At 64.2% G+C, this 20,524-nt stretch carries 19 protein-coding genes; 10 read left to right on the top strand and 9 right to left on the bottom strand.

What is annotated here, in order from left to right; genetic code table 11:
* Position 1 precedes the first annotated feature (1 nt).
* Together uvrA and Q0C17_RS08070 are read right to left on the bottom strand one after the other, a co-directional pair.
* The gene (gene uvrA / locus Q0C17_RS08075; protein WP_291204121.1) at positions 2–2,971 is read right to left on the bottom strand and encodes an excinuclease ABC subunit UvrA; all 2,970 of its coding nucleotides are present in this window, start codon (positions 2,969–2,971) and stop codon (positions 2–4) included.
* Positions 2,972–3,013: 42 nt separating this feature from the next.
* Positions 3,014–3,160: a hypothetical protein gene (locus Q0C17_RS08070; protein ID WP_291204118.1), complete on the bottom strand. Its 147-nt coding sequence runs from the start codon at positions 3,158–3,160 to the stop codon at positions 3,014–3,016.
* 221 nt (positions 3,161–3,381) lie between these two features.
* Between Q0C17_RS08070 and ssb the strand changes: the two genes are divergently transcribed.
* Together ssb and blaOXA are read left to right on the top strand one after the other, a co-directional pair.
* Complete coding sequence (gene ssb / locus Q0C17_RS08065; protein ID WP_291204114.1) at positions 3,382–3,873, top strand: single-stranded DNA-binding protein; 492 nt, start codon at positions 3,382–3,384, stop codon at positions 3,871–3,873.
* Positions 3,874–3,894: 21 nt separating this feature from the next.
* Positions 3,895–4,752, top strand: a complete 858-nt coding sequence (gene blaOXA, locus Q0C17_RS08060; protein ID WP_366914783.1) for an OXA-1090 family carbapenem-hydrolyzing class D beta-lactamase — start codon at positions 3,895–3,897, stop codon at positions 4,750–4,752.
* Here blaOXA and Q0C17_RS08055 read toward each other — a convergent pair.
* On the bottom strand, positions 4,740–5,795 hold the full coding sequence (locus Q0C17_RS08055; protein WP_291204108.1) for a kelch repeat-containing protein: 1,056 nt from the start codon (positions 5,793–5,795) through the stop codon (positions 4,740–4,742). The genes blaOXA and Q0C17_RS08055 overlap by 13 nt on opposite strands.
* Before the next feature lie 177 nt (positions 5,796–5,972).
* On the opposite strand from Q0C17_RS08055, the gene gyrA reads away from it, so the two are divergent.
* Genes gyrA through queA form a run of 4 tightly spaced genes read left to right on the top strand, consistent with a single transcriptional unit; the run spans position 5,973 to position 11,275 of the window.
* A complete protein-coding gene (gene gyrA, locus Q0C17_RS08050; RefSeq protein ID WP_291204105.1) occupies positions 5,973–8,765 on the top strand; it encodes a DNA gyrase subunit A in 2,793 nt (930 codons plus the stop codon).
* 42 nt (positions 8,766–8,807) lie between these two features.
* A complete protein-coding gene (gene coaD, locus Q0C17_RS08045) occupies positions 8,808–9,305 on the top strand; it encodes a pantetheine-phosphate adenylyltransferase (RefSeq protein WP_291204102.1) in 498 nt (165 codons plus the stop codon).
* Positions 9,302–10,174, top strand: a complete 873-nt coding sequence (locus tag Q0C17_RS08040) for a peptidylprolyl isomerase (RefSeq protein ID WP_291204100.1) — start codon at positions 9,302–9,304, stop codon at positions 10,172–10,174. The genes coaD and Q0C17_RS08040 overlap by 4 nt, the downstream gene beginning before the upstream one ends.
* Before the next feature lie 45 nt (positions 10,175–10,219).
* Positions 10,220–11,275, top strand: coding sequence for a tRNA preQ1(34) S-adenosylmethionine ribosyltransferase-isomerase QueA (queA, locus tag Q0C17_RS08035; protein ID WP_291204097.1), 1,056 nt, complete (start codon positions 10,220–10,222; stop codon positions 11,273–11,275).
* A gap of 39 nt (positions 11,276–11,314) precedes the next feature.
* Here queA and Q0C17_RS08030 read toward each other — a convergent pair whose 3' ends face one another.
* From Q0C17_RS08030 to Q0C17_RS08010, 5 genes are all read right to left on the bottom strand, one after another.
* Complete coding sequence (locus Q0C17_RS08030; protein WP_291204094.1) at positions 11,315–11,545, bottom strand: hypothetical protein; 231 nt, start codon at positions 11,543–11,545, stop codon at positions 11,315–11,317.
* A 43-nt stretch (positions 11,546–11,588) separates the two neighbouring features.
* Positions 11,589–12,146 carry a TIGR00645 family protein gene (locus Q0C17_RS08025; RefSeq protein ID WP_291204091.1) on the bottom strand — a complete coding sequence of 186 codons (558 nt, stop codon included), beginning with the start codon at positions 12,144–12,146 and terminating at the stop codon, positions 11,589–11,591.
* An 80-nt stretch (positions 12,147–12,226) separates the two neighbouring features.
* A complete protein-coding gene (locus Q0C17_RS08020) occupies positions 12,227–12,697 on the bottom strand; it encodes a PaaI family thioesterase (RefSeq protein ID WP_291204088.1) in 471 nt (156 codons plus the stop codon).
* Positions 12,694–13,065, bottom strand: coding sequence for a tRNA-binding protein (locus tag Q0C17_RS08015; RefSeq protein ID WP_291204085.1), 372 nt, complete (start codon positions 13,063–13,065; stop codon positions 12,694–12,696). The genes Q0C17_RS08020 and Q0C17_RS08015 overlap by 4 nt, the downstream gene beginning before the upstream one ends.
* Positions 13,065–13,832, bottom strand: coding sequence for an SDR family oxidoreductase (locus Q0C17_RS08010; protein ID WP_291204081.1), 768 nt, complete (start codon positions 13,830–13,832; stop codon positions 13,065–13,067). The genes Q0C17_RS08015 and Q0C17_RS08010 overlap by 1 nt, the downstream gene beginning before the upstream one ends.
* Positions 13,833–13,924: 92 nt before the next feature.
* Here Q0C17_RS08010 and Q0C17_RS08005 point away from each other — a divergent pair, with 92 nt between their 5' ends.
* The 3 genes from Q0C17_RS08005 (at position 13,925) to Q0C17_RS07995 (ending at position 17,904) form a co-directional block, all read left to right on the top strand.
* Entirely contained in the window at positions 13,925–14,407 is a 483-nt protein-coding gene (locus Q0C17_RS08005; RefSeq protein WP_291204078.1) for a DUF2946 family protein, read from the top strand.
* A gap of 77 nt (positions 14,408–14,484) precedes the next feature.
* Complete coding sequence (locus tag Q0C17_RS08000) at positions 14,485–16,506, top strand: TonB-dependent receptor (RefSeq protein ID WP_291204074.1); 2,022 nt, start codon at positions 14,485–14,487, stop codon at positions 16,504–16,506.
* Positions 16,507–16,509: 3 nt separating this feature from the next.
* Entirely contained in the window at positions 16,510–17,904 is a 1,395-nt protein-coding gene (locus Q0C17_RS07995) for a PepSY domain-containing protein (protein WP_291204071.1), read from the top strand.
* Here the strand turns inward: Q0C17_RS07995 and Q0C17_RS07990 are convergent.
* Positions 17,901–19,556 carry a DUF262 domain-containing HNH endonuclease family protein gene (locus Q0C17_RS07990; RefSeq protein ID WP_291204068.1) on the bottom strand — a complete coding sequence of 552 codons (1,656 nt, stop codon included), beginning with the start codon at positions 19,554–19,556 and terminating at the stop codon, positions 17,901–17,903. The genes Q0C17_RS07995 and Q0C17_RS07990 overlap by 4 nt on opposite strands.
* Before the next feature lie 112 nt (positions 19,557–19,668).
* Here Q0C17_RS07990 and Q0C17_RS07985 point away from each other — a divergent pair, with 112 nt between their 5' ends.
* The gene (locus tag Q0C17_RS07985) at positions 19,669–20,502 is read left to right on the top strand and encodes a fumarylacetoacetate hydrolase family protein (protein ID WP_291204065.1); all 834 of its coding nucleotides are present in this window, start codon (positions 19,669–19,671) and stop codon (positions 20,500–20,502) included.
* Positions 20,503–20,524: the final 22 nt, after the last annotated feature.

Here is a 20,524-nt window from a genome sequence, read left to right as displayed (position 1 = left end):
GCTATTTTGCCTCGGCGCCGGCTTTGGATTTCTTCGTGGGCTTCTTCGCTTTGTCCTCCGCGGGCGGAGCTTTCGCCGCCGCTTTGGAGCGCTTGTTGCGCTGGGCGCGGCGTTCGTCCTGGCGGCGGAAGGTTTCGGCGAGGAAGCGGCCCGTGTGGCTTTCCGGCTTTGCGGCGATCTCTTCGGGTGTACCCGCCGCAATCAGCATGCCGCCGCCATCGCCGCCTTCCGGGCCCAGGTCCAGCACCCAGTCGGCCGTCTTCACGACATCAAGGTTGTGCTCGATGACGACGATCGTGTTCCCAGCGTCGACCAGTTCGTGCAGCACTTCCAGAAGCTTCTTCACGTCCTCGAAGTGGAGGCCCGTGGTCGGCTCGTCGAGGATGTAGAGCGTGCGGCCGGTGGCGCGCTTGGAGAGTTCCTTGGCAAGCTTGACGCGCTGCGCTTCCCCGCCCGACAGCGTCGTCGCCTGCTGGCCGACCTTTACATAACCAAGGCCGACCTGGTTCAGCGTGTCGAGCTTCGAGGCAATCGCCGGAACAGCAGCGAAGAACTTCGCGCCGTCCTCCACGGTCATGTCCAGCACGTCGGCAATCGACTTGCCCTTGAACATCACTTCCAGCGTCTCGCGGTTGTAGCGCTTGCCTTTGCAGGTCTCGCAGGTGACGTAGACGTCCGGCAGGAAGTGCATCTCGATCTTGATGACGCCGTCGCCCTGGCAGGCCTCGCAGCGCCCACCCTTTACGTTAAAGCTGAAGCGGCCGGCTTGGTAGCCGCGCGCTTTCGCTTCCGGCAGGCCGGCATACCAGTCCCGGATCGGGCCGAAGGCGCCGGTATAGGTCGCGGGGTTGGAGCGTGGAGTGCGGCCGATCGGCGACTGGTCGATGTCGATGACCTTGTCGAGATGCTGCAGCCCGTCGAGGCTGTCATACGGCGCAGGGGAGTCTGACGAGCCGTTGAGCTTGCGCGCCAGCGCCTTGTACAGCGTCTCGATGATCAGCGTTGACTTGCCGCCACCTGAGACGCCGGTGACGCAGGTGAACGTCCCAAGCGGGATCGAGGCAGTGACGTTTTTCAGGTTGTTGCCGGTGGCGCCTTTCACGACGAGGCTGCGCGAGCCCTTGGTGACGGGGCGGCGCTTCGGGATCGGGATTTCGCGCGTGCCGTTCAGGTAATCCGCCGTCAGGCTTTTCGGGTTCGCCATCAATTCTTCGGGCGTGCCGCTGGCGATGATCTCGCCGCCGTGCACGCCGGCGGCGGGGCCCATGTCGATCACATGGTCGGCGGTGAGGATCGCGTCCTCGTCATGCTCGACTACGATGACCGAGTTGCCGAGATCCCTCAGTCTACGGAGGGTTTGCAGGAGGCGCTCGTTGTCGCGCTGGTGAAGGCCGATGGAGGGCTCGTCGAGCACATAGAGTACGCCGGTGAGGCCGGAGCCGATCTGCGAGGCGAGGCGGATGCGCTGGCTTTCCCCGCCGGACAGCGTGCCTGAGGCGCGGCCGAGCGAGAGATAGTCGAGGCCGACATCATTGAGGAAGTTCAGGCGGTCGTTGATTTCCTTCAGGATGCGCGCGGCGATTTCCTTCTGCTGTTTTGTCAGCGTCTTGTTGACGCCGCCGAACCAATCGCCCGCCTTGCGGATGGAGAATTCGCCGGCTTGCGAAATGTCCAGGCCCGCAATCTTCACGGCGAGGGCCTGCGGCTTCAGGCGCTTGCCCCCGCAGGCCGGGCACGGCGCGGCGGACTGGAAGCGGCTGATTTCCTCGCGGACCCAGGCGGAGTCGGTTTCGCGGTAGCGCCGGTCAAGGTTCGGGATCACGCCCTCGAAGGTTTTCTTCGTTTTGTAGCTGCGCATGCCGTCGTCATAGAGAAACTGGACTTCCTCATCGCCGGTGCCGTGAAGGATAATGTCCTGGATCTTTTCGGGCAGCTTGTTCCAGGGTTTGGTCAGGTCGAAGCGGTAGTGCGCGGCGAGCGCCTGGAGCGTCTGTGTCTGGTAGGGCGAGGTAGACTTGGCCCAGGGCGCGATGGCGCCGTCGAGAAGGCCGAGGTCCTTGTCCGGCACGACGAGCGCAGGATCGATCTTGAGCTGTTCGCCGAGACCGTCGCACGAGGGGCATGCGCCGAATGGATTGTTGAACGAGAACAGGCGCGGCTCGATTTCCGGGATCGAGAAGCCGGAAACCGGGCAGGCAAAATTGGCGCTGAAGTTGATGCGCTTCGGCTCCGTCTCGCCCGGAGCGAGATCGGCATATTCGGCGATGGCGATGCCCTGCGCGAGGCCGAGTGCGGTCTCGAAGCTTTCGGCGAGGCGCTGCTCCATGCCGGCGCGCACGACGATCCGGTCGACGACGACGTCGATGTCATGCTTGAACTTCTTGTCGAGCTTTGGCGGGTCTTCCAGTTCGTGGAACGTGCCATTGACCTTGACGCGCTGGAAGCCGTTTTTCAGCAGTTCAGCGAATTCCTTGCGGTACTCCCCTTTCCGTCCACGGACGATCGGAGCGAGCAGGAAGAGGCGTGTGCCGTCGGGCAGCTCCATCGTGCGGTCGACCATCTGGCTGACGGTCTGGCTTTCGATTGGCAGGCCCGTGGCCGGCGAATAGGGCACCCCGACGCGGGCCCAGAGGAGGCGCATGTAGTCGTAGATCTCGGTGACAGTGCCGACCGTGGAGCGCGGGTTGCGGCTGGTCGTCTTCTGCTCGATCGAGATGGCGGGTGAGAGGCCTTCGATGGATTCCACGTCCGGCTTCTGCATGAGCTCCAGGAACTGGCGCGCATAGGCCGACAACGACTCGACATAGCGGCGCTGGCCTTCGGCATAGATCGTGTCAAAGGCGAGCGAGGATTTGCCGGAGCCCGACAGGCCGGTCATCACCACAAGCTCGCCGCGCGGGATGTCCACGTCGATGTTCTTGAGATTGTGTTCCTTGGCGCCGCGCACGCGGATGAAGGGGGATTCGGCCATGGGGATCGGGGCTCGCTCGGGAGGATGGGCTGACGGGAAGGTTTATACTGGGTCTTCAGGCGGTTTAACGCCGAAGAAGAATGACTCGACCTTGGCCGTATTGGCCAGCGCCCGGGATATGATGACGAACCAGGCAATGGCCAAGACGAGCATGGCAGCAACCACAAAAGCAGCGAGGGCGCTGGGCATCAACTGATCTCTTCAAAACAAGCACCGGCGAAACAGCCTTCCGACTATCTGTGCCGCGAGTCCCTGTTGACGACAAGAACAAAATGTGAACATGTCTTGCGGGCTGCTGTTGGGCAGAAGGTGCAGGCACCAGTGGAATTCATCGCCTGTGAGGCGACATCCGGCCGGCAAAAGCGTACAAGCGTTCGAATCGATAGCGAAACAGACAGACGGAGGTCCTCATGGCGGGCTCAGTGAACAAGGTGATCCTGGTTGGCAATCTGGGGGCGGACCCCGAGGTCAAGCAGTTCCAGAATGGCGGACAGGTGTGCAACCTGCGGATCGCGACGTCTGAAAACTGGCGCGACAAAGCGACCGGAGAACGCAAGGAAAAGACCGAGTGGCATGCCGTGTCGATCTTCTCGGAAGGCCTGATCAAGGTTGCGCAGAGCTACCTGAAGAAGGGCTCCAAGGTTTACATCGAAGGCAAGCTGCAGACCCGCAAGTGGCAAGACAAGGACGGTAATGACCGCTACACGACCGAGATCGTGCTGCAGGGCTTTGATGCGACCCTTGTGATGCTCGACGGGCGCGGTGAAGGTGGCGGTGCTGGCGGCGGCGGTGGTGGCCGCGAGCGGGACATGGGCTATTCGGGCGGTGGCGGCGGCAGTCGTCAGATGAGCGGGCCGAAGGAAAGCTTCAGCCAAGACCTCGACGACGAGATCCCGTTCTAGGATCTGACGATGGCAGGGTTCCTGCGCAGGCTGCTTGCCTTACCGCTGATGGCGGCCTTGAGTGTCGCGGCCTGCGCCTCTCTTCCCGGACCGGCGAAGCCGATAGCCGAGATGGCGCTGATGGAAAGCGCACTGAAGGCAGAGGGGATCGATCCCTCGAAATCGGCGCTGGTGATCCTCCGTCTGGAAGACGAACATGTCTGGTTGAGTGGCGGCGCGCGGATCCAGGAGCGCTTCACGCCGGCTTCGACGTCGAAGATCCCGCACACATTGCTCGCATTCGAACAGAGCGCGGTGACAGGCCCCGGCGAGCGGTTCACGTGGGACGGCGAAAAACGCTTCGTCGATGGCTGGAACGAGGATCAGGACTTTGCGACCGCTTTCCGGCGCTCGACGGTGTGGGTGTACCAGATCGTCGTGCCGCGGATCGGCGCGGAGAATCTGGCGGCCGCATTCGCTGCCTTTGGCTATGGCAATGGCGACATCGGCGCGCCGGACCGGATCACGCGCTATTGGCTCGAAGGGCCGCTGGCGATCTCGGCAGCGGAGCAGGCCGCGTTCCTGTCGCGGCTGGTTCGCCGGACGCTGCCTCTTTCGGCGGGAGCCTATGAGGCCACTATCCCACTGATGGAGCTGGCCCGCGGCGATGGCTGGGCGCTGTACGGCAAGACCGGCTGGAAAAGCGTCGCGGACCAGATGGATATCGGCTGGTTCGTGGGATGGGCGGAACAGACAACGGGCGATTCGCCGGGGACTTATGTGTTCGCGCTGAACATGGACATGCCGGGAGGTATGGCCGAGGCGCCCAAGCGGCGCGCGGCGGTGGAGCGTGCGCTGCGCAGCATCGGCGCGCTGCCTCCGGACGATCAGGGCCGGTAGAGTTCCACCAGCGCGCTCGTCTCGACACCGCTGGCCTTCAGCGCGCCGCCGATGGTGTGGATCACGCCGCCTAACGCGACCGCGCCAAGGCCGTGGCGAGGGTTGGGTATAGGCTCGATGGCCGACCAGGTGTCGGTAGCAGGATCGTACGCCCAAGCCTCGGGATATACGCCGCCGCCGTTGTCGAAATACTCCCCACCGAAAGCGTAGAGCTTTCCGCCGAGTTCGGCCGCTGCAAGGCCAGCTTGCGCCTGCGGCATCGGGGCGGCGGTGCGCCAGCGGTCTTCAGCCACGTCGTAGACCTCGTGCGCGGCGGTATTGCCGCCGCTGACGCTGCGCCCGCCGACGATGTGCAGTCTTCCGTCCAGCACCGCGCCTGCGGCGCTGTTGCGCGCGGTGAGGCAGGGTGCCGCCGTCCGCCAAGGGCCGCCGGGATCATCCATAAGGTAGTGGTGGGTCTGGTCGGCCTGGTCTTGCCAGGCGGCATTGGCGCTGCCGGCGGGTGAGCGTCCGCCCGCGAGGTGAAGGTAGCCGGCGCCGGTGACGAGCATCACTGCTTCGGCGCAGGGCACGGGAAGCGCCGGAGCGGGCCTCCAGTGCCCCTTCGCAGCATCGAAGATCCAGCCGCTTTCTCGCATGGTCCAGATGGCGTCCGGCGACGGCGATTCGAAGCCGCCATAGGCCCAGACCTGGCCGCGCCAGCTGATCAGGTGCGGGTGGTGCCGGGCGGCGGGCAGCGGCACCGAGGGGCGCCAGCCTAGGCCATCCGGGCGCCAGATATGGTGGTGGTCTGTCGGCCCGGTGATGCGGCCAGCGGCAGCGACAAAGCCGCCGGCGAGGTGGACCGCGCCGTCATGCGCGCAGGGATAGATTTCCTGGGCCGGAAAAGGCAGCGCATCACCGCTCGACCAGCCCTGCGGAGCTCCCAGGGCTGGGGAATCTGCCCCGTCTGGTGCGGCCTGGCAGGCCGCAGCCACGAGCCCCGCGCCAAGGCCGGTAATCGCCGAGCGGCGGGTGATTCCCGAAGGGTGTTTCTGAGGCATGTCAGGCGGCTCCGGAAAGGGGGCTGAAAAGGCCGGAAAAGCCCTATGGGGACTGCTATTTCCGGCGATTGAAAGGTAGCCCCGGCGCGGCCCGGCTGCTAGGGTAAAAGCCAGCGAAAAACGGCGATTCGGAACGCCTGTTCCGTACCCCGCCGGTGACATGCAGAAGGCCTTCCCATGAGCGACCCCACGACCCCTCCGGACGAGCCGGAATCCCCGGAAAATGGCGCGGGTGGCCCCCCCGGTCCGCAGGATGGAATCGAGCTGATCTCGATCGAGTCGGAGCTGAAATCCTCGTATCTCGACTATGCGATGAGCGTGATCGTCAGCCGCGCTCTGCCGGATGTGCGCGACGGCCTGAAGCCGGTGCACCGGCGCATCCTGTTTGCGATGAACGAGAACGGTAACACGCCGGACAAGCCTTACAAGAAATCCGCAAATATCGTCGGCTCCGTGATGGGTAACTATCACCCGCACGGCGACAGCGCGATCTATGACGCGCTGGTGCGCATGGCGCAGCCCTTCTCGATGGGCGTGATGCTGGTCGACGGCCAGGGCAACTTCGGCTCGATCGACAACGATCCGCCCGCGGCGATGCGCTACACTGAAAGCCGCATGTCGAAGGAGGCGACCTACCTGCTCGCCGACATCGACAAGGACACAGTCGACTTCCAGCCGAACTATGATGGCTCGCAGAAAGAACCGATTGTCCTGCCGGCGCAGTTCCCGAACCTGCTCGTCAATGGCGGCGGCGGCATCGCGGTCGGCATGGCGACAAACATCCCGCCGCATAACCTCGGCGAGATCATCGACGCGACACTGGCGCTGATCGAGAACCCGGCCATCGACGAGGAGGCACTCTGCTCCATCGTTCCGGGCCCGGACTTCCCCACCGGAGGCCTGATCATGGGCCTGTCCGGCAGCCGCAAGGCGCTGCTGACCGGCCGGGGCAGCGTGATCGTCCGCGCCAAGACGGAAATCGAGAAGGCGAAGAATAACCGCGAAGCCATCATCGTCACGGAAATTCCGTACCAGGTGAACAAGGCCGCGATGATCACCAAGATCGCCGAACTCGTCCGCGAGAAAAAGATCGAAGGCATTTCGGACCTGCGCGACGAATCCGACCGCAACGGCATCCGCGTTGTCATCGAGCTGAAGAAGGATGCGAGCGCAGACGTGGTGCTGAACCAGCTCTACCGGTTCAGCCAGATGCAGAACTCCTTCGCGGTGAACATGCTGGCACTGAATGGCGGCCGGCCGGAACTGATGAACCTGCGCAAGGTGCTCGAGTATTTCGTGGCTTTCCGCGAAGAGGTCGTCGTCCGGCGCACCAAGTTTGAACTCGGCAAGGCACGCGACCGCGCGCACGTCTTGGTAGGCCTTGCGCTTGCCGTCGCGAACATCGACGAGATCATCCGCATCATCCGCCACTCGCCCGATCCGGCGACGGCGCGCGAGCGGTTGCTGGACAAGGCCTGGCCGCAACAGGACATGGGTCCGCTGATCGACCTGATCGCCGACCGGCGTACGCGCCGCGGCCCGGAAGACGGCACGATCTACCTGTCGGACGAGCAGGCCCGCGCCATCCTGAACCTGCCGCTGCACCGCTTGACCGGCCTCGGCCGTGACGAGATCGGCAATGAGGCCCGCGGCCTCGCCGAGAAGATCGCCGACTTCCTGGCGATCCTGCGCTCGCGCCCTCGCATCCTCGAGATCATCAAGGCCGAGCTGAACGAGGTGAAGACCAAGTTCGCGGTGCCGCGCCGCTCTGCCTTTACCGAAGGCGGCGTCGACATGGACGACGAGGACCTGATCGAAGTCGAGGACATGGTCGTGACGGTGACGCATGGCGGCTACGTCAAGCGCACGCCGCTTGCCGCCTACCGGACGCAGAACCGCGGCGGCAAGGGCCGCTCCGGCATGGCGATGAAGGACGAGGATTTTGTCGTGCGCGTGTTCACTGCGACGACGCATACCGAAATCCTGTTCTTCTCCTCGGCCGGCCTTGTCTACAAGGAGAAGGTCTGGCGGCTGCCTGTCGGCGGGCCGACCTCGCGCGGCAAGGCGTTGGTCAACATCTTCCCCCTGGCCACGGACGAGCGCATCGAAAGCGTGCTGCCTCTGCCGGAAGACGAGAACGCCGCTGAGACGCTGGACGTGATGTTTGCGACGCGCAGCGGCAACGTGCGCCGCAACAAGCTTGCCGATTTCATTCGCGTGAACCGCGCAGGCAAGATCGCGATGAAACTGGATCCGGGTGACGGCATTGTCTCGGTGCAGGTGTGCTCCGACAAGGAAGATGTGATGCTGACGACCGCGCTCGGCCAGTGCATCCGCTTCGACGTGACGGAAGTGCGCGTGTTCGCGGGCCGGGATTCGACTGGTGTGCGGGGCGTTCGTCTCGCCGACGGCGACGAAGTGATCTCGATGGCCATCCTGCGACACATGGACGTAACCTCGGAAGAGGCGCGCGCCTATCTGAAGCATGCCGCCGCCATGCGGCGCGCGGCGACGGGCGAGGAAGAGGAAATCTCCGAGGACGATGAGGAGCCCGTGGCTGAGGCCGCGCTGTCTGCCGAGCGCATCGCGGCGCTTGGCGCGGCCGAAGAGTTCATCTTCACCGTGGCCGATGACGGGATGGGCAAGCGCTCCTCCGCCTATGACTACCGTGTCACCGGACGCGGCGGCAAAGGCCTGGTGGCCCAGAACATCTGGGGCCGCGACAAGAAGGGTGGTCCGGTCAAGCGCGTGGCCCAATCCTTCCCTGTAGGCGAAGGTGACGAAGTGATGCTGGTGACCAATGCCGGCCAGCTGATCCGCACGCCGGTGGACCAGATCCGGATCGCCGGGCGTTCGACCGGCGGTGTCTGGGTGTTGCGCACCAACGGCGACGAGAAGGTTGTTTCGGTCGCCCGGCTTGTCGAAGACGGCGAAGGCGGTATGGATAAGGTCGAAGGCGGACAGGGCTGACGCGCGCTGCCGGACAACTGGACTGGCAACAGGAGGCAGCAGATGCGCCGTATCGGACTTTACCCCGGGACATTCGACCCGCCGACCAATGGGCATATCGACATCTTCGGCCGGGCCATGAAACTGGTCGACGAACTGGTGATCGGTGTGGCGGTCAACGAGTCGAAAAAGCCCCTGTTCACGCTGGAAGAGCGGGTCGCGATGGTGAAAGCCGAATGCGCCAAGCTGAATGGGCCGGGCCTGGCGGAAATACGCGTGATGCCGATGCACGGCCTCCTGATGAAGTTTGCCGAGGCCTGCGGCGCCCAGATCATTGTGCGCGGCCTGCGCGCGGTCCAGGACTTCGAATACGAGTTCCAGATGACCGCGATGAACGAGCAACTGAATCCCGACATTGAAACCGTCTTCCTTATGGCGGATGTTCGCCATCAGGCCGTTGCCTCTCGGCTCGTGAAGGAAATCGCGAGCCTCGGGGGCAACATCACGCCCTTTGTCACGCCGGACGTGAAGCGGGCGCTGTTGGAGAAGTACGGAAAATGAAACGTGTAGCGTTTGGAATTGCGGCTGGCCTTCTCGGGCTGGCGATGCCTGCGTGCGGGGAGACGGCAGCGAAAGCCTGGACGATTGGCGCCGGTGTCGAGACGCCGGACGACGCCAACTGGCGCGCCGTGGACCCGGCAAACCTTCTGGTGTTCGAGACGACCAAGGGCCGCGTCCTGGTTGAGGCTTTTCCCGACATGGCGCCGAAGCACTTCGCCCAGTTCACCAAGATCATCCAATCGGGCGATCTCGATGGCACGACTTTCCACCGCGTGATCGACGACTTTATGGCGCAGGGCGGCGACGTCTGGGCCAAGAAGGGCGAGGATCCGGGCTGGCCGGGCATTCCGGGCGAGTTTACCATTCGCCGAGATGTGGCGAAGATGCCGCTGGATGTCGTGATCGGGCCGGGCGACACCGGCAAGATGGGCTACCTCAAGGGGTTCCCCATGCTGACGCAGCCAGCCTTCTTTGCTGAAATGTCCGCAGACGGTTTTGTCGGCACGTCGATCCCGCATTGCCGCGGCGTTCTGTCGACGGCGCGGACGGATGATCCGAACTCGGCCGATACGCAATTCTTCCTGATGCGCGAACACTCGCCCCACCTCGACAAGATGTACACGTCCTGGGGACGTGTCATCGCGGGGCAGGACGTAGTAAAGGCGCTGAAGAAGGGCGCGCCGGGCAGTGGATCGGTGACCGATCCGGACCTTTTGACGTCGGTAAAGATCGCCGCTGACATTCCGGAAGCCAAACGGCCAAAAGCCTGGGTGCTTCGCACCGATACTGAGGCGTTTGCCGCCGAGCTGTCCACCAAGGGCGAGGTCGATGTGTGCGACCTGCCGCCCATCCCGGCGATCGTAAAGTAAGCTCAGGCTTGACGCTTGGACCATGCCTGCGCGATGAGCGCGGGCATGGACCTTACCCCGTACAGTTTCGACCTGCCCGAGGCGCTGATCGCGCTGCGCCCGGCTGAGCCGCAGGATGCGGCGCGGCTGCTGGTGGTACACGGGGACGGGCGGTTGGAGGATGCGGGTGTGCGCGACCTGCCGCGCTATCTCGCAGCAGGCGATGTCCTGGTGTTCAACGATACGCGCGTGCTCCCCTCGGCGCTGAAGGGCGTGCGGTCGGCGCGCGACGGCGTCAGCCGCGATGTGGCAGTGGACGTCAACCTTGTCGAGCGGATCGACGCCCGGCGCTGGCTGGCTCTGGCGCGTCCGGGCCGGAGGCTGAAGGAAGGCGACACGATTGTGTTCGCCGACGGATTTTCCGCCACGATCAGCGGCCGGCGCGAAGGCGGCGAGATCGAGCTGGCGTTCGACTGCGAGGGCGCGGCGCTGGAGGCGGCCCTCGAGGCACACGGCGCGATGCCGTTGCCGCCCTATATCGCGCGCCGCCGGCCGGCCGATGCGAAGGACCGCGAGACCTACCAGACGAAATTTGCAGGCGAGGAGGCGGCCAGCGTGGCTGCGCCAACGGCGGGGCTGCATTTCACGCCGCGCCTTCTGGAAGAGATCGAGGCGGCACGGATCGCGCGTGAGCATGTACGCCTGCATGTCGGCCTCGGCACGTTCAAGCCGCTGGAGGAAAAGCACCTTGCCGAAAACCGGCTGCACGAGGAATGGCGCCGCCTCACGCCTGAAGTTGCGGCGCGGCTCAATGCGGCGCGGGCAGCAGGCCGCCGGATCGTGCCGGTGGGGACGACTGCGATGCGCACGCTGGAAAGCTGCGCCGAGGCTGATGGCACGCTGCATGCGGCCACGGGGCCGACGGATATTTTCCTGAAGCCGGGGGACCAAATTCGCGCGACGGACGCGCTCGTCACCAACTTTCACCTGCCGGAATCAAGCCTGTTCATGCTCGTCTGCACACTTATGGGAACAGATGTGATGCAGGCGGCTTATGCGCACGCGATCCGTGAGGGCTACCGCTTCTATTCCTACGGCGATGCCTGTCTGCTTCTGCCATGAGAAATCCCCGCGCCGGGGAGATGCGGAGATCATCAGGGGTTACGCGGCGTGATCAGCGGATGTGAGGCTGGCGACTTCGCCCGGGCGGCGGCCTTCTGCGAGCAGGCCGAAGAAGCTGCGCCGGACGCAGAGAACCTGTTCGACCGCGACGCGCATACCGTCATGAGACAACGGTCCCTTCTTCGGAACCGGGGCTTCGGCGCGCGTGCTATCGGTGCGCGTGATGAACAGCGTCTTGGGCGAGGCACGGTTGACGCGTTCGATCCGCATGGGCCTTGCCTGCGCAACCGTCGCAAGCGTGCAGCCGGTTCGCCTACTTCGATTTCGATTTGGACTTGGAGTCGATGAAATCCATGAGCGCGAAGCCGACACCGGAAACGACGAAGCTCAGATGGATGATCGTGTACCACATCAGCTGCTGTTCTGTGTACTTGCCGAGGTCCATGAAGATCTTCAGCAGGTGGATCGCTGAGATTGCGACGATGGATGCGATCAGTTTCGACTTCAGGCCGGAGAAATCCACCTTGCCCATCCAGGCTGGGCGGTCGCGGTGCTGCGCCGGTCCTATCTTGGAGACAAAATTCTCGTAGCCCGAGAATAGGATGATCAGCACCAGATTGCCGGCGAGCGAGATGTCGACCAGCGACAGGATAAGCAGGATGACGTCCGCCTCTTCCATGCTCATGACGTCCGGAATGGCGTGGATCAGTTCGCGGAAGAAGGTAACGATCAGGATTCCCAGCGCGCCGATGAGGCCGAGATAGATCGGCGCCATCAGCCAGCGGCTGCTGAAGATTGCCTGTTCGACAATCCGCTCCGCCAGCGGGTCGCGCGGTGCGTTCTGCGGGTCCTGCGGGTTGATTTGGCTCATGGCGGGGTCATCTCCGGGTTCGCCACGCCTTGTTCACGCGAAGGCAGTTTTGTCCAGAGGATAGATCGTTCGGCGCGTATTCAGGCAGGTCCGCGCAACTCCGAATAGGCACGGATGGCCTTGGCTGCCGTAATCCGGGCAAGGTGGCGGCGCTTGTCGTCATACCAGTCGGCTTCGACAAGGCCGGTCGTCTTGCCTCGGCTGACGAGCCGGCCCTCGATGGTGATCAGGCCGTTCGGCACCGGGCGCAGGATGCGCGTCTGCAGTTCCATCGTGGTGAACCATTCGCCGTCTTCCAGCGCGCTCGCCATTGTCATCGAGACGATATGGTCCGACAGGCCGGCGACCCAGCCGCCGAACACGCGGTCTGGCTGGATGTCGCGGCTGCCGTCGTTCGGCCACTGATAGAGCACGCGGCCATAGGAGACGTCTTTCAGCCAGTCCTGCGGGCGGATGCCGAGATTGCGAATTCCCGGCGGCAGTTCCCATTCGCCGGACCGGAGCCGGGCGAAGAAGGCCGTCTGTTGGGCGGAGAGTTCTGTACGCGTCATGCGAGATGGGCTCCGTTGGGGACCGGTTGATCCGGTGAAAAGAGGACTGTCTCGCCCGCGACATCGGCGAAGCTGAGAGTGAGAACTTCAGACATGAACTTGCCAATCCGGCGCGGGGGGGAACGGACAAGTGCCGTCATCTGCCGGCCAACCTGAGTGGCAGGTTGGTAATGCGCCGTGATCTGGGCATAGCTGTTCCATTCGCCGATCCCGGGCCCGAAATCGATGACCGGCCGGATCGACGGTCTGCGCGCGCCTTCAAGCGGGGCGGCGGCCAGCACCGTCTCCGCGCGGATATCCGGACGGCGGAAATCCTCGAAGGTGAATTCAGGCGCCGGAGGGTTCTCCGGCGGATCGACGAGGTGCATCAGGTGACCGTGGCACCGCCATCGACGACGAGCATCTGGCCGGTCATGTAGGCGCCGGCTTTCGAGGCGAGGTAGACAGCCGCGCCGGCGATCTCTTCCGGGTCGCCGATACGCTTCAGCGGTGTGCCAGTGAGGGCGCGTTTCAGCGTTTCCGGATTGTCCCAGAGAGCCTTGGCGAAGTCGGTTTTGATCAGGCCGGGCGCAATACAGTTGACGCGGATATTGTCGGCGCCGAACTCGGCAGCGAGGTTGCGGGCGAGTTGAAAATCGGCCGCCTTGGAGATGTTGTAGGCGCCGATCACGGGCGAGGCGCGCAGGCCGCCGATGGACGAGACGATGATGATGGCGCCGTCTTTGCGCTCCCGCATCTGCGGGGCGCACATCTGGATCAGCCAGTGGTTCGAGATGATGTTGTTCTGCAGGATCTTCGTGAAGGCATCATCCGAGATGCCGGCCATCGGGCCGTAATAGGGGTTCGACGCCGCGTTGCAGACGACGATGTCGATCTTGCCGAACGACTTGTTGGTCTCGTCGACCATCGCCTGCAGGTCTTCCTTCGAGGAGATGTTCGCGGGGATCGCGATGGCCGTGCCGTCGCCGTGCTTCTTGTTGATGGCGGCAGCGACTTCCTCGCAGGGGCCCGGCTTGCGCGAGGAGATGACAACGCGGGCGCCCTGGTCGGCCATGGCTTCGGCAATCGCCCGGCCGATACCGCGCGACGAACCGGTTATGATGGCGGATTTACCCTTCAGATCGAACAGGCTCATGGTGGCCCTCCCTTGTGTTGTTTGCAGGCTTGTTAGCGGGGGCGACCCTAGGGGAGCGGGCGCGGGTCGGCTAGGGTTTCCGTGGGGTAATTATGTGGGCCGGCCACCTGCGGCGAAGCGGACTGTTCTCGCCGGCCGGAAACCTGATATTTCTGCCGGCGATGTGGGGAAACACCGCCATTTTGCTCGCGCGCGTGCTGGCCATGCTCGCCCTCGTTACCCAGGCGCTGATGCCGGGTGCGATGGCCGCTGCCATGTCGCGGCCGGGCGAGGTTGCTGCCATCGTCTGCGCGATGCCGGGCAAGGAAATGTCCGCCGGCGCCAGCGCGCTTGGGGCCGATCTTGCTGCCCTGCTCGCCGACAAGGCCGCCGGCGATCTGCCGGATGAGAGCCACGACTGCCATGACTGCGTGCTCGCCCAGGGCGCCACGGTGCCGGTGGTGCCGGACGTCGCCGCGCCTGCATTCAGCGCGCCTGAACCCGAAATCGCCCCGCGCAGCGACGTCCGCTTCTGGGCCATGCCGCGCGGGCCCCCGCTCGGCTCACGCGCCCCACCCGTCTTCCTGAAAGCCTGATCCTAGCCGTCCCTCCACGGAGGGGCTGACTGCCGGACGTCTCCCGTCCGGATCACTTTCATCTGAAGACAAGATCCATGAAACTCACCTTCAAGACGGGCTCCGCGCTGAGCCTTTCCGCCCTTGGCCTTGCGGTCTGGGCAAGCCTTCCAGCCGCAGCCCAAGCCATCGAAGACACCGAAGACGACGTGCGCATCGAGGAGACGATCATCGTCACCTCGACCGCCGCCGCCGCTGAAGCACAGGCCCGCGCCTCTGCCACACCAGGCGGCACCGATGTCATCACCCACGAGGAATATGCCGACCGGTTCCTCGTTTCGATGCGCGACACGCTCGCCTTCTCGCCGGGTGTCTACACCCAGCCGCGCTATGGTCAGGAAGTACGCGTCTCGATCCGCGGCTCGGGCATCAGCCGGGGATTCCACATGCGCGGCCTGACGCTCCTGCAGGACGGCGCCCCGATCAATCTCGCCGACGACAACGGAGACTTTCAGGAACTTGAGCCGATTTTCTTCGATCACCTCGAAGTTTATCGCGGCGCCAATGCGCTGCGCTTCGGCTCGGGCACGCTCGGCGGGGCCGTCAACGGCGTGACGCCTACGGGCGACACTGCGCCGGGCATTTATGTGCGCGGCGATGTGGGCAGCTTCGACACTTATCGCGGCCTCGTCTCGGGCGGTGTCTCGTCCGGCAAGTGGGATGCCTGGGCAGCCGTCAGCGCTGATACGTCGAACGGTGACCGTGACCATGTCAACCGCGACTCCATGCGCTTCCACGGCAATCTCGGCTATGACGTCACCGACAATATCACCACGCGCTTCTATGCCAGCGTCAACGACATCAACCAGGAACTGCCCGGCGCGCTGAACATCGCCACCGTGCTGTCGAATCCGAAGCAGGGCAACTTCGTGGGTGACCAGGCCCGCGACATCAAGTCGATCCGTGTGCAGAACCAGACGCGCATCGACTTCGAGAACTCGAGCTTCGCCGCCGGCCTCTGGCTAAACGACAAGGAACTCTATCACCCGATCTTCCAGGTGATCGACAACGAGTCGCTCGATAAGGGCATCTGGACCCGGTATGAATGGCAGGCCGGTCCGGTCGGTCTGACGATTGGCGCCGAAGCGCGCGAAGGCGACGTGGATGCCAAGCGCTTCGTCAATATCAACGGCGCCCGCGGTACGCAGACCCAGGGTGCCGACCAGGACGCCTGGACGCGCAACGTCTATGCCGAGGGCCGCTATGGCGTAACCGACAAGCTGACGCTGGTGGCCGGGGCGATCTATGCAGAAGGCAAGCGCGAGCAGTTGCTGACCCGGAACAACGCCCTGCCCGCGAACGTGAAGGGCTCGGCGGAGTTCGAAGAGTTCTCGCCGAAGTTCGGCGCGCTCTATGAAATCGCGCCGGACATCCAGATGTTTGCGAACTACAGCCGCTCGGCCGAGTTCCCGGGCTTCTCGGAAGTCGCCCAGGTTGCCAGCTTCGTGCCGGTCGATGCGCAGACCGCCTGGACAGCAGAAATCGGCACGCGCGGGCGCGCCGGCATCGCCGAATGGGATGTGGCGATCTACTCGGCCGACATCGATGGCGAGATGCTGCAGTTTACGGTAGGCCCGGACATCCCGGCGACGACCTTCAACGCCGACAAGACGCGCCACAGGGGACTCGAGGCCGGGCTTTCGCTCGACCTGACGGACCGCATCACGCTGCGCCAGGTCTATCAGTACTCGGACTTCTCCTTCCGGGGCGATGCACAGTACGGCGACAACACGCTTCCGGTGGTGCCGGAGCATGTCTACCGGGCCGAGATCAAGTATTCCGGAGACCGGTTCAGCATCGCGCCGAACCTCGAATGGCTGCCCGACGGCCCATATGCGGACTATAACAACACGACCCAGACCGGCGGCTACACGCTGCTCGGCGTAACCGGCAGCTTCAAGGCGACCGACAACATCGACATCTTCCTCGATGCCCGCAACCTCGCAGACGAGAAGGCAGCCGGCGATGTCGGTGCGGTGATCACCGCAACGCCGGCTTCAGTCATCTACTACCCCGTTGAACGCCGCGCCGTTTTCGGCGGTATCCGCGCGAGGTTCTGAGCCATGGCCAGCGCCGTTCGCACAACGCTCCAGCACCGCGTCTGGCGCTGGCACTTCTTCGCCGGGCTGATGGTGATCCCCTTCGCCATCATTCTGGCGGTGACGGGATCAATCTACCTGTTCAAACCGCAATTCGACGCGGCTGTCGAAGCGCGGATCAATGCCCGCGCCGCGCCGCTGGCCGGGGAAACCCTGCCGGCGGATGCGCTGCTGAGCGCCGGCCTTGCCGCCTATCCGGGCGCCAGCCTCGGCAAGTATTACATCCCCTCCCGGCCGGATGACCCGACGGTTGAACTGGACCTCAAGGGCGAGGCTGGGCCGCGCACGCTCTGGATCGACCGCTCCACCGGCGACGTTTTGCACAGCGTTGCCACGCCGGACCGGTTCATGAATTTGGTCAAACGAATCCACGGCACGCTGCTTGGCGGAGACCGGGGTTCGCTGGTCGTCGAGATTATGGCGAGCTGGATGATCATACTCATCATCACAGGGGTTTATCTCTGGTGGCCGCGCAACATGCCTTTCTGGCGCGTCTTCCTGCCCAGGTTCGGCGAGGGCCCAGGCAAGCGCGAGACCTGGCGCAAGGTTCACGGCATGGGCGGCGCCTGGATCGGCGGCGTCATTCTGGTCATCCTGTTCTTCGGTCTTCCATGGACGCAGGTCTGGGGCGACGGGTTCAACAAGGTGAAGACGCTCGCAGGGCTGAAGGCACCGGGCCAGGAATGGTTCGTCACCCTGGAATCCGGCCCGCCGAATACGGATCATTCCATGCATGCTGGCATGGATCATGGAACCGGTTCCGAACTCTGGGATCAGGGGAAGGGCGCAGCTGAGGTCGGCGTGCAGTCGGCTGGGGCCGGCAGCACGGGCCTGAACCCGCTTTCGCTTGAAGAGGTGCTGCGCATCGCCGCGCCGGAGCGCTACGCGTCTCCGGTCGAGGTGCAGCCTCCGCGCGGGGAGAATGGTGTATGGACCGTCCGCTCCATGGCGCCCTCACGTCCGGACAGGATTACCGTCCACCATGACCGCTGGACTGGCGCCGAGATCATGCGCATCGAATTCACCGACCACAATCCCGTTGACCGGTTCATGGCGCTCGGTGTCGCTTTCCACGAAGGCGCGCTGTTCGGCTGGCTGAATCAGGTGGTCGGCGTGATTGCCGCGCTCGGTGTGATCCTGCTCAGTGCCACTGGGGGTATTATGTGGTGGCGCCGCCGGCCGAAAGGCCGTCTCGGTACGCCGCCGATGCCGGGCGACAAGCGCCTCGCTTTGGGGGTGGTCACGCTGATCATTGTGCTGGGCGTATTCTTGCCGATGGCGGGCCTCACGCTGCTGGCGGCGCTGACGATAGACCTTCTGATCTCGGCGGCCCGGCGCCTTGGCGGCAAGAGGTCCTAGAGGCCCCAGGCGTCCGCAAGGATTCCGGCGAGCTTTTCCGTCCGCTTGCGGACTATTTCAGGCGTCCACGCGTCCTGCTCCATCAGGTCGCGCGTCAGGGCGAATTCCTGCCCGCCGCCGCCATTGAAGTAGATTTCCTTCTTGGCCCGGTAGTCCAGCCGGTCGGCCTTCTGGTTCACCTTGGTGGTCAGCAGCACAAAATTTCCGATCGTGTCGCATTGTTCGCGCCGCCGCCCGGCATCCGGCCAGGTGAACATCCAGTGGCTGTCATCAGGGATCGTCCGGGGCAGGACGTGCTCTACTGTAGCGTCGGATTCCGGCGGAATGGTGCTTCCGCCCGCAAGCGCGGCGCACAGGCGCAGCGCAATTGCGCGGCGTTGGCCGAAGGTGGCGAAGCGGCCGATCAGGCGCTCGCGCGTCTTCTTCGCTTCATCGCGGGAAATCGCAAATGGTCCGGTCTTCGACAGCAGCACGCGGTCATTGCGCACCGCCTCAGTCACGCGCGCAAAGCGGCGGCTGCGCTGGTCGCGGTCGTGTACCAGAAGCTGCATCACATAGGCGAGGCGTTCAAGGTTCTGGAAGAATTCCGGAGCCGAGGCATCTTCCACCCCGCGTTCGGCGAGGAAGTGCAGGGCAGGGGCACGCCAGTTCTGCTGCTCCAGTGCCCGCATCTGATGCAGGCAGTTGGCGATGGCCTCGGAGCGCGGCGTTTCATCAAGCTGCGCGGTCTCGATCTGGCGGTAGGCGCGCACATAGGCTGGAAGCATTTCGTCGAGGAACTTGCGTGAATCAAACTTGGCAAGCGCACCCTTCTGGAATGCAGCGACAATGTCGCCTTTGGTGCCGCGGTCGAAGATCGTGCGAATCTGACGCAGCAGGTCGTCGAACGCGGTGCCACCCAGCGTGGCCTCATGCTCGGCCCAGCGCTCGGCATAACGAGCCGCCTCGGCGGACGTGAACCGTGCCCGCTGGAACAGTTCGGTCTTGATAATGTCGTGCGCGCCCGGCTCCTTACCGCGTGTGTTCAGTACACGGAAAACCTTGAAACCTTGATCCTTGTTGTCCACGACGACCCGCACAAGGGCGCAGCCCTTCATGGCAATCTCGGCCAGCGCCCGGCGTTGCTCCGGCGTCATCAGGCCCAGTTCCTTGTGGAACACAGCCGCATTGGCCACCATGCGTGCCTGGCTTTCGCTCTCGCCTGGATCGGCGTCCAGCACCAGTGTCGCACCCGGGCGCTGGACCGTGTCGCGGAAGAAAGCGCCGTCCTGGTAGTTCAGCGCGATGCGCCAGTTGGCGCCTTCGCCGAGGATCGGCCGCGCCTCGTCGGCAATCAGGGTGTGCAGCCTGCGGGCGCGGTCCTTGTCAGGCTCGAGATCGCGCAGCACGCAGAGCAGGATGGTCAGCGTCGTCAGGCGCTGCTGCCCGTCAACGATTTCCAGTACACCTGGCTCCTCGCCATGCACGAAAACGACCGCGCCGATGAAGTGCGGAATCTGCGCATCGGTGGCTTCCTGCAGGTCGCCGAGCAGCTCAAGCGCCTCCGGCTCACCCCAGGAATAGCTGCGCTGGTAAGGCGGCATGCGCAGGCGCTCGCCGGGCGCAAACACGTCGCTCAACGAGCTTTCCTGCGCGCGAACGCCGAGATGCATGCGTCTACCCCTTTACAAGCCCTCTCCCCTAGCCCTTGCCAAACGCGTTCACAACGAGACATGAACGCTTCGCAATGCAATTGACGATAGAGTGTGACAGGAGAGTAACGCCATGCGTCTGGTCAGGTTCGAACTCGCCGGTGAGGCTGCATATGGCCGTCTCGAAGGTGACCGCGTGCTGCGTGTCGCCGGGGCGACACTCGGGGAGGCTTTGGCCGGAAAAACGTTGGGCGATGCGCTGCCGCTCGCGTCGGTGCGGTTGCTCGCGCCGGTCGCGCGGCCCGGAAAGATTCTCGGCATCGGCGTCAACTATGCGGCCCATGCGGCGGAGAGTGTCAGCTTCGTCAACACCGCGAAGCCCGAAGTCCAGAAATGGTTCAACAAGCAGGCGACGGCCACGAACGGCCCATATGATGACGTGCACCTGCCAAAGGTGTCCTCGCAGCTCGACTATGAAGGCGAACTCGTCGTGGTCATCGGCAAGGCCGGTCGACATGTGCCGCGCGCGCGGGCGATGGAGATCGTCGCGGGCTATTGCGTCGGCGGCGACTATTCGGTGCGCGACTGGCAGAAGGCGAGCCAGACGATGATCATGGGCAAGGGCTTCGACACCCATGCCGTGTTCGGCCCCGCGCTGGTGACCCCGGACGAGGCGGGCGACATCTCCGGCGCGGAGATCCGCACATTCGTCAATGGCGAGCTGCGCCAGACCGGGCGGCCAAGCGACATGATCCACGACATCGCCGCCCAGATCGAACACTTGACGGCTGCCTTCACACTGGAGCCGGGCGATGTGATCTATACCGGCACGCCAGCCGGGGTCGGCGCAGGGTTTGATCCGCCGAAATGGTTGAAAGCGGGCGACAGGGTGCGCATCGAGATCGATGGCCTCGGACATATCGAGAATAAAGTTGTGGAGGAACCGGACACGATGCGGATCGGCTAGGCGCAGATCAGGGTGTAAGGAC

The sequence above is a fragment of the Hyphomonas sp. genome, from assembly GCF_022844445.1.
GTDB lineage: Bacteria > Pseudomonadota > Alphaproteobacteria > Caulobacterales > Hyphomonadaceae > Hyphomonas.
The sequence above is the reverse complement of the archived record's forward strand: the minus strand, read 5'-3'. Positions and strand labels throughout refer to the sequence as shown.

What these genes read in the sequence shown, in the direction of transcription:
- coaD (WP_291204102.1), top strand. Translation starts at nt 8,808, where the DNA reads ATGCGCCGTATCGGACTTTACCCCGGGACATTCGACCCGCCGACCAAT.
- Q0C17_RS08010 (WP_291204081.1), bottom strand. Translation starts at nt 13,832, where the DNA reads ATGAGCCTGTTCGATCTGAAGGGTAAATCCGCCATCATAACCGGTTCG.
- uvrA (WP_291204121.1), bottom strand. Translation starts at nt 2,971, where the DNA reads ATGGCCGAATCCCCCTTCATCCGCGTGCGCGGCGCCAAGGAACACAAT.
- Q0C17_RS08020 (WP_291204088.1), bottom strand. Translation starts at nt 12,697, where the DNA reads ATGACGCGTACAGAACTCTCCGCCCAACAGACGGCCTTCTTCGCCCGG.
- Q0C17_RS08025 (WP_291204091.1), bottom strand. Translation starts at nt 12,146, where the DNA reads ATGAGCCAAATCAACCCGCAGGACCCGCAGAACGCACCGCGCGACCCG.
- Q0C17_RS08070 (WP_291204118.1), bottom strand. Translation starts at nt 3,160, where the DNA reads ATGCCCAGCGCCCTCGCTGCTTTTGTGGTTGCTGCCATGCTCGTCTTG.
- Q0C17_RS08055 (WP_291204108.1), bottom strand. Translation starts at nt 5,795, where the DNA reads ATGCCTCAGAAACACCCTTCGGGAATCACCCGCCGCTCGGCGATTACC.
- Q0C17_RS07995 (WP_291204071.1), top strand. Translation starts at nt 16,510, where the DNA reads ATGGCCAGCGCCGTTCGCACAACGCTCCAGCACCGCGTCTGGCGCTGG.
- Q0C17_RS07985 (WP_291204065.1), top strand. Translation starts at nt 19,669, where the DNA reads ATGCGTCTGGTCAGGTTCGAACTCGCCGGTGAGGCTGCATATGGCCGT.
- queA (WP_291204097.1), top strand. Translation starts at nt 10,220, where the DNA reads ATGGACCTTACCCCGTACAGTTTCGACCTGCCCGAGGCGCTGATCGCG.
- Q0C17_RS08030 (WP_291204094.1), bottom strand. Translation starts at nt 11,545, where the DNA reads ATGCGGATCGAACGCGTCAACCGTGCCTCGCCCAAGACGCTGTTCATC.
- gyrA (WP_291204105.1), top strand. Translation starts at nt 5,973, where the DNA reads ATGAGCGACCCCACGACCCCTCCGGACGAGCCGGAATCCCCGGAAAAT.
- Q0C17_RS08000 (WP_291204074.1), top strand. Translation starts at nt 14,485, where the DNA reads ATGAAACTCACCTTCAAGACGGGCTCCGCGCTGAGCCTTTCCGCCCTT.
- Q0C17_RS08040 (WP_291204100.1), top strand. Translation starts at nt 9,302, where the DNA reads ATGAAACGTGTAGCGTTTGGAATTGCGGCTGGCCTTCTCGGGCTGGCG.
- Q0C17_RS08005 (WP_291204078.1), top strand. Translation starts at nt 13,925, where the DNA reads ATGTGGGCCGGCCACCTGCGGCGAAGCGGACTGTTCTCGCCGGCCGGA.
- ssb (WP_291204114.1), top strand. Translation starts at nt 3,382, where the DNA reads ATGGCGGGCTCAGTGAACAAGGTGATCCTGGTTGGCAATCTGGGGGCG.
- Q0C17_RS08015 (WP_291204085.1), bottom strand. Translation starts at nt 13,065, where the DNA reads ATGCACCTCGTCGATCCGCCGGAGAACCCTCCGGCGCCTGAATTCACC.
- Q0C17_RS07990 (WP_291204068.1), bottom strand. Translation starts at nt 19,556, where the DNA reads ATGCATCTCGGCGTTCGCGCGCAGGAAAGCTCGTTGAGCGACGTGTTT.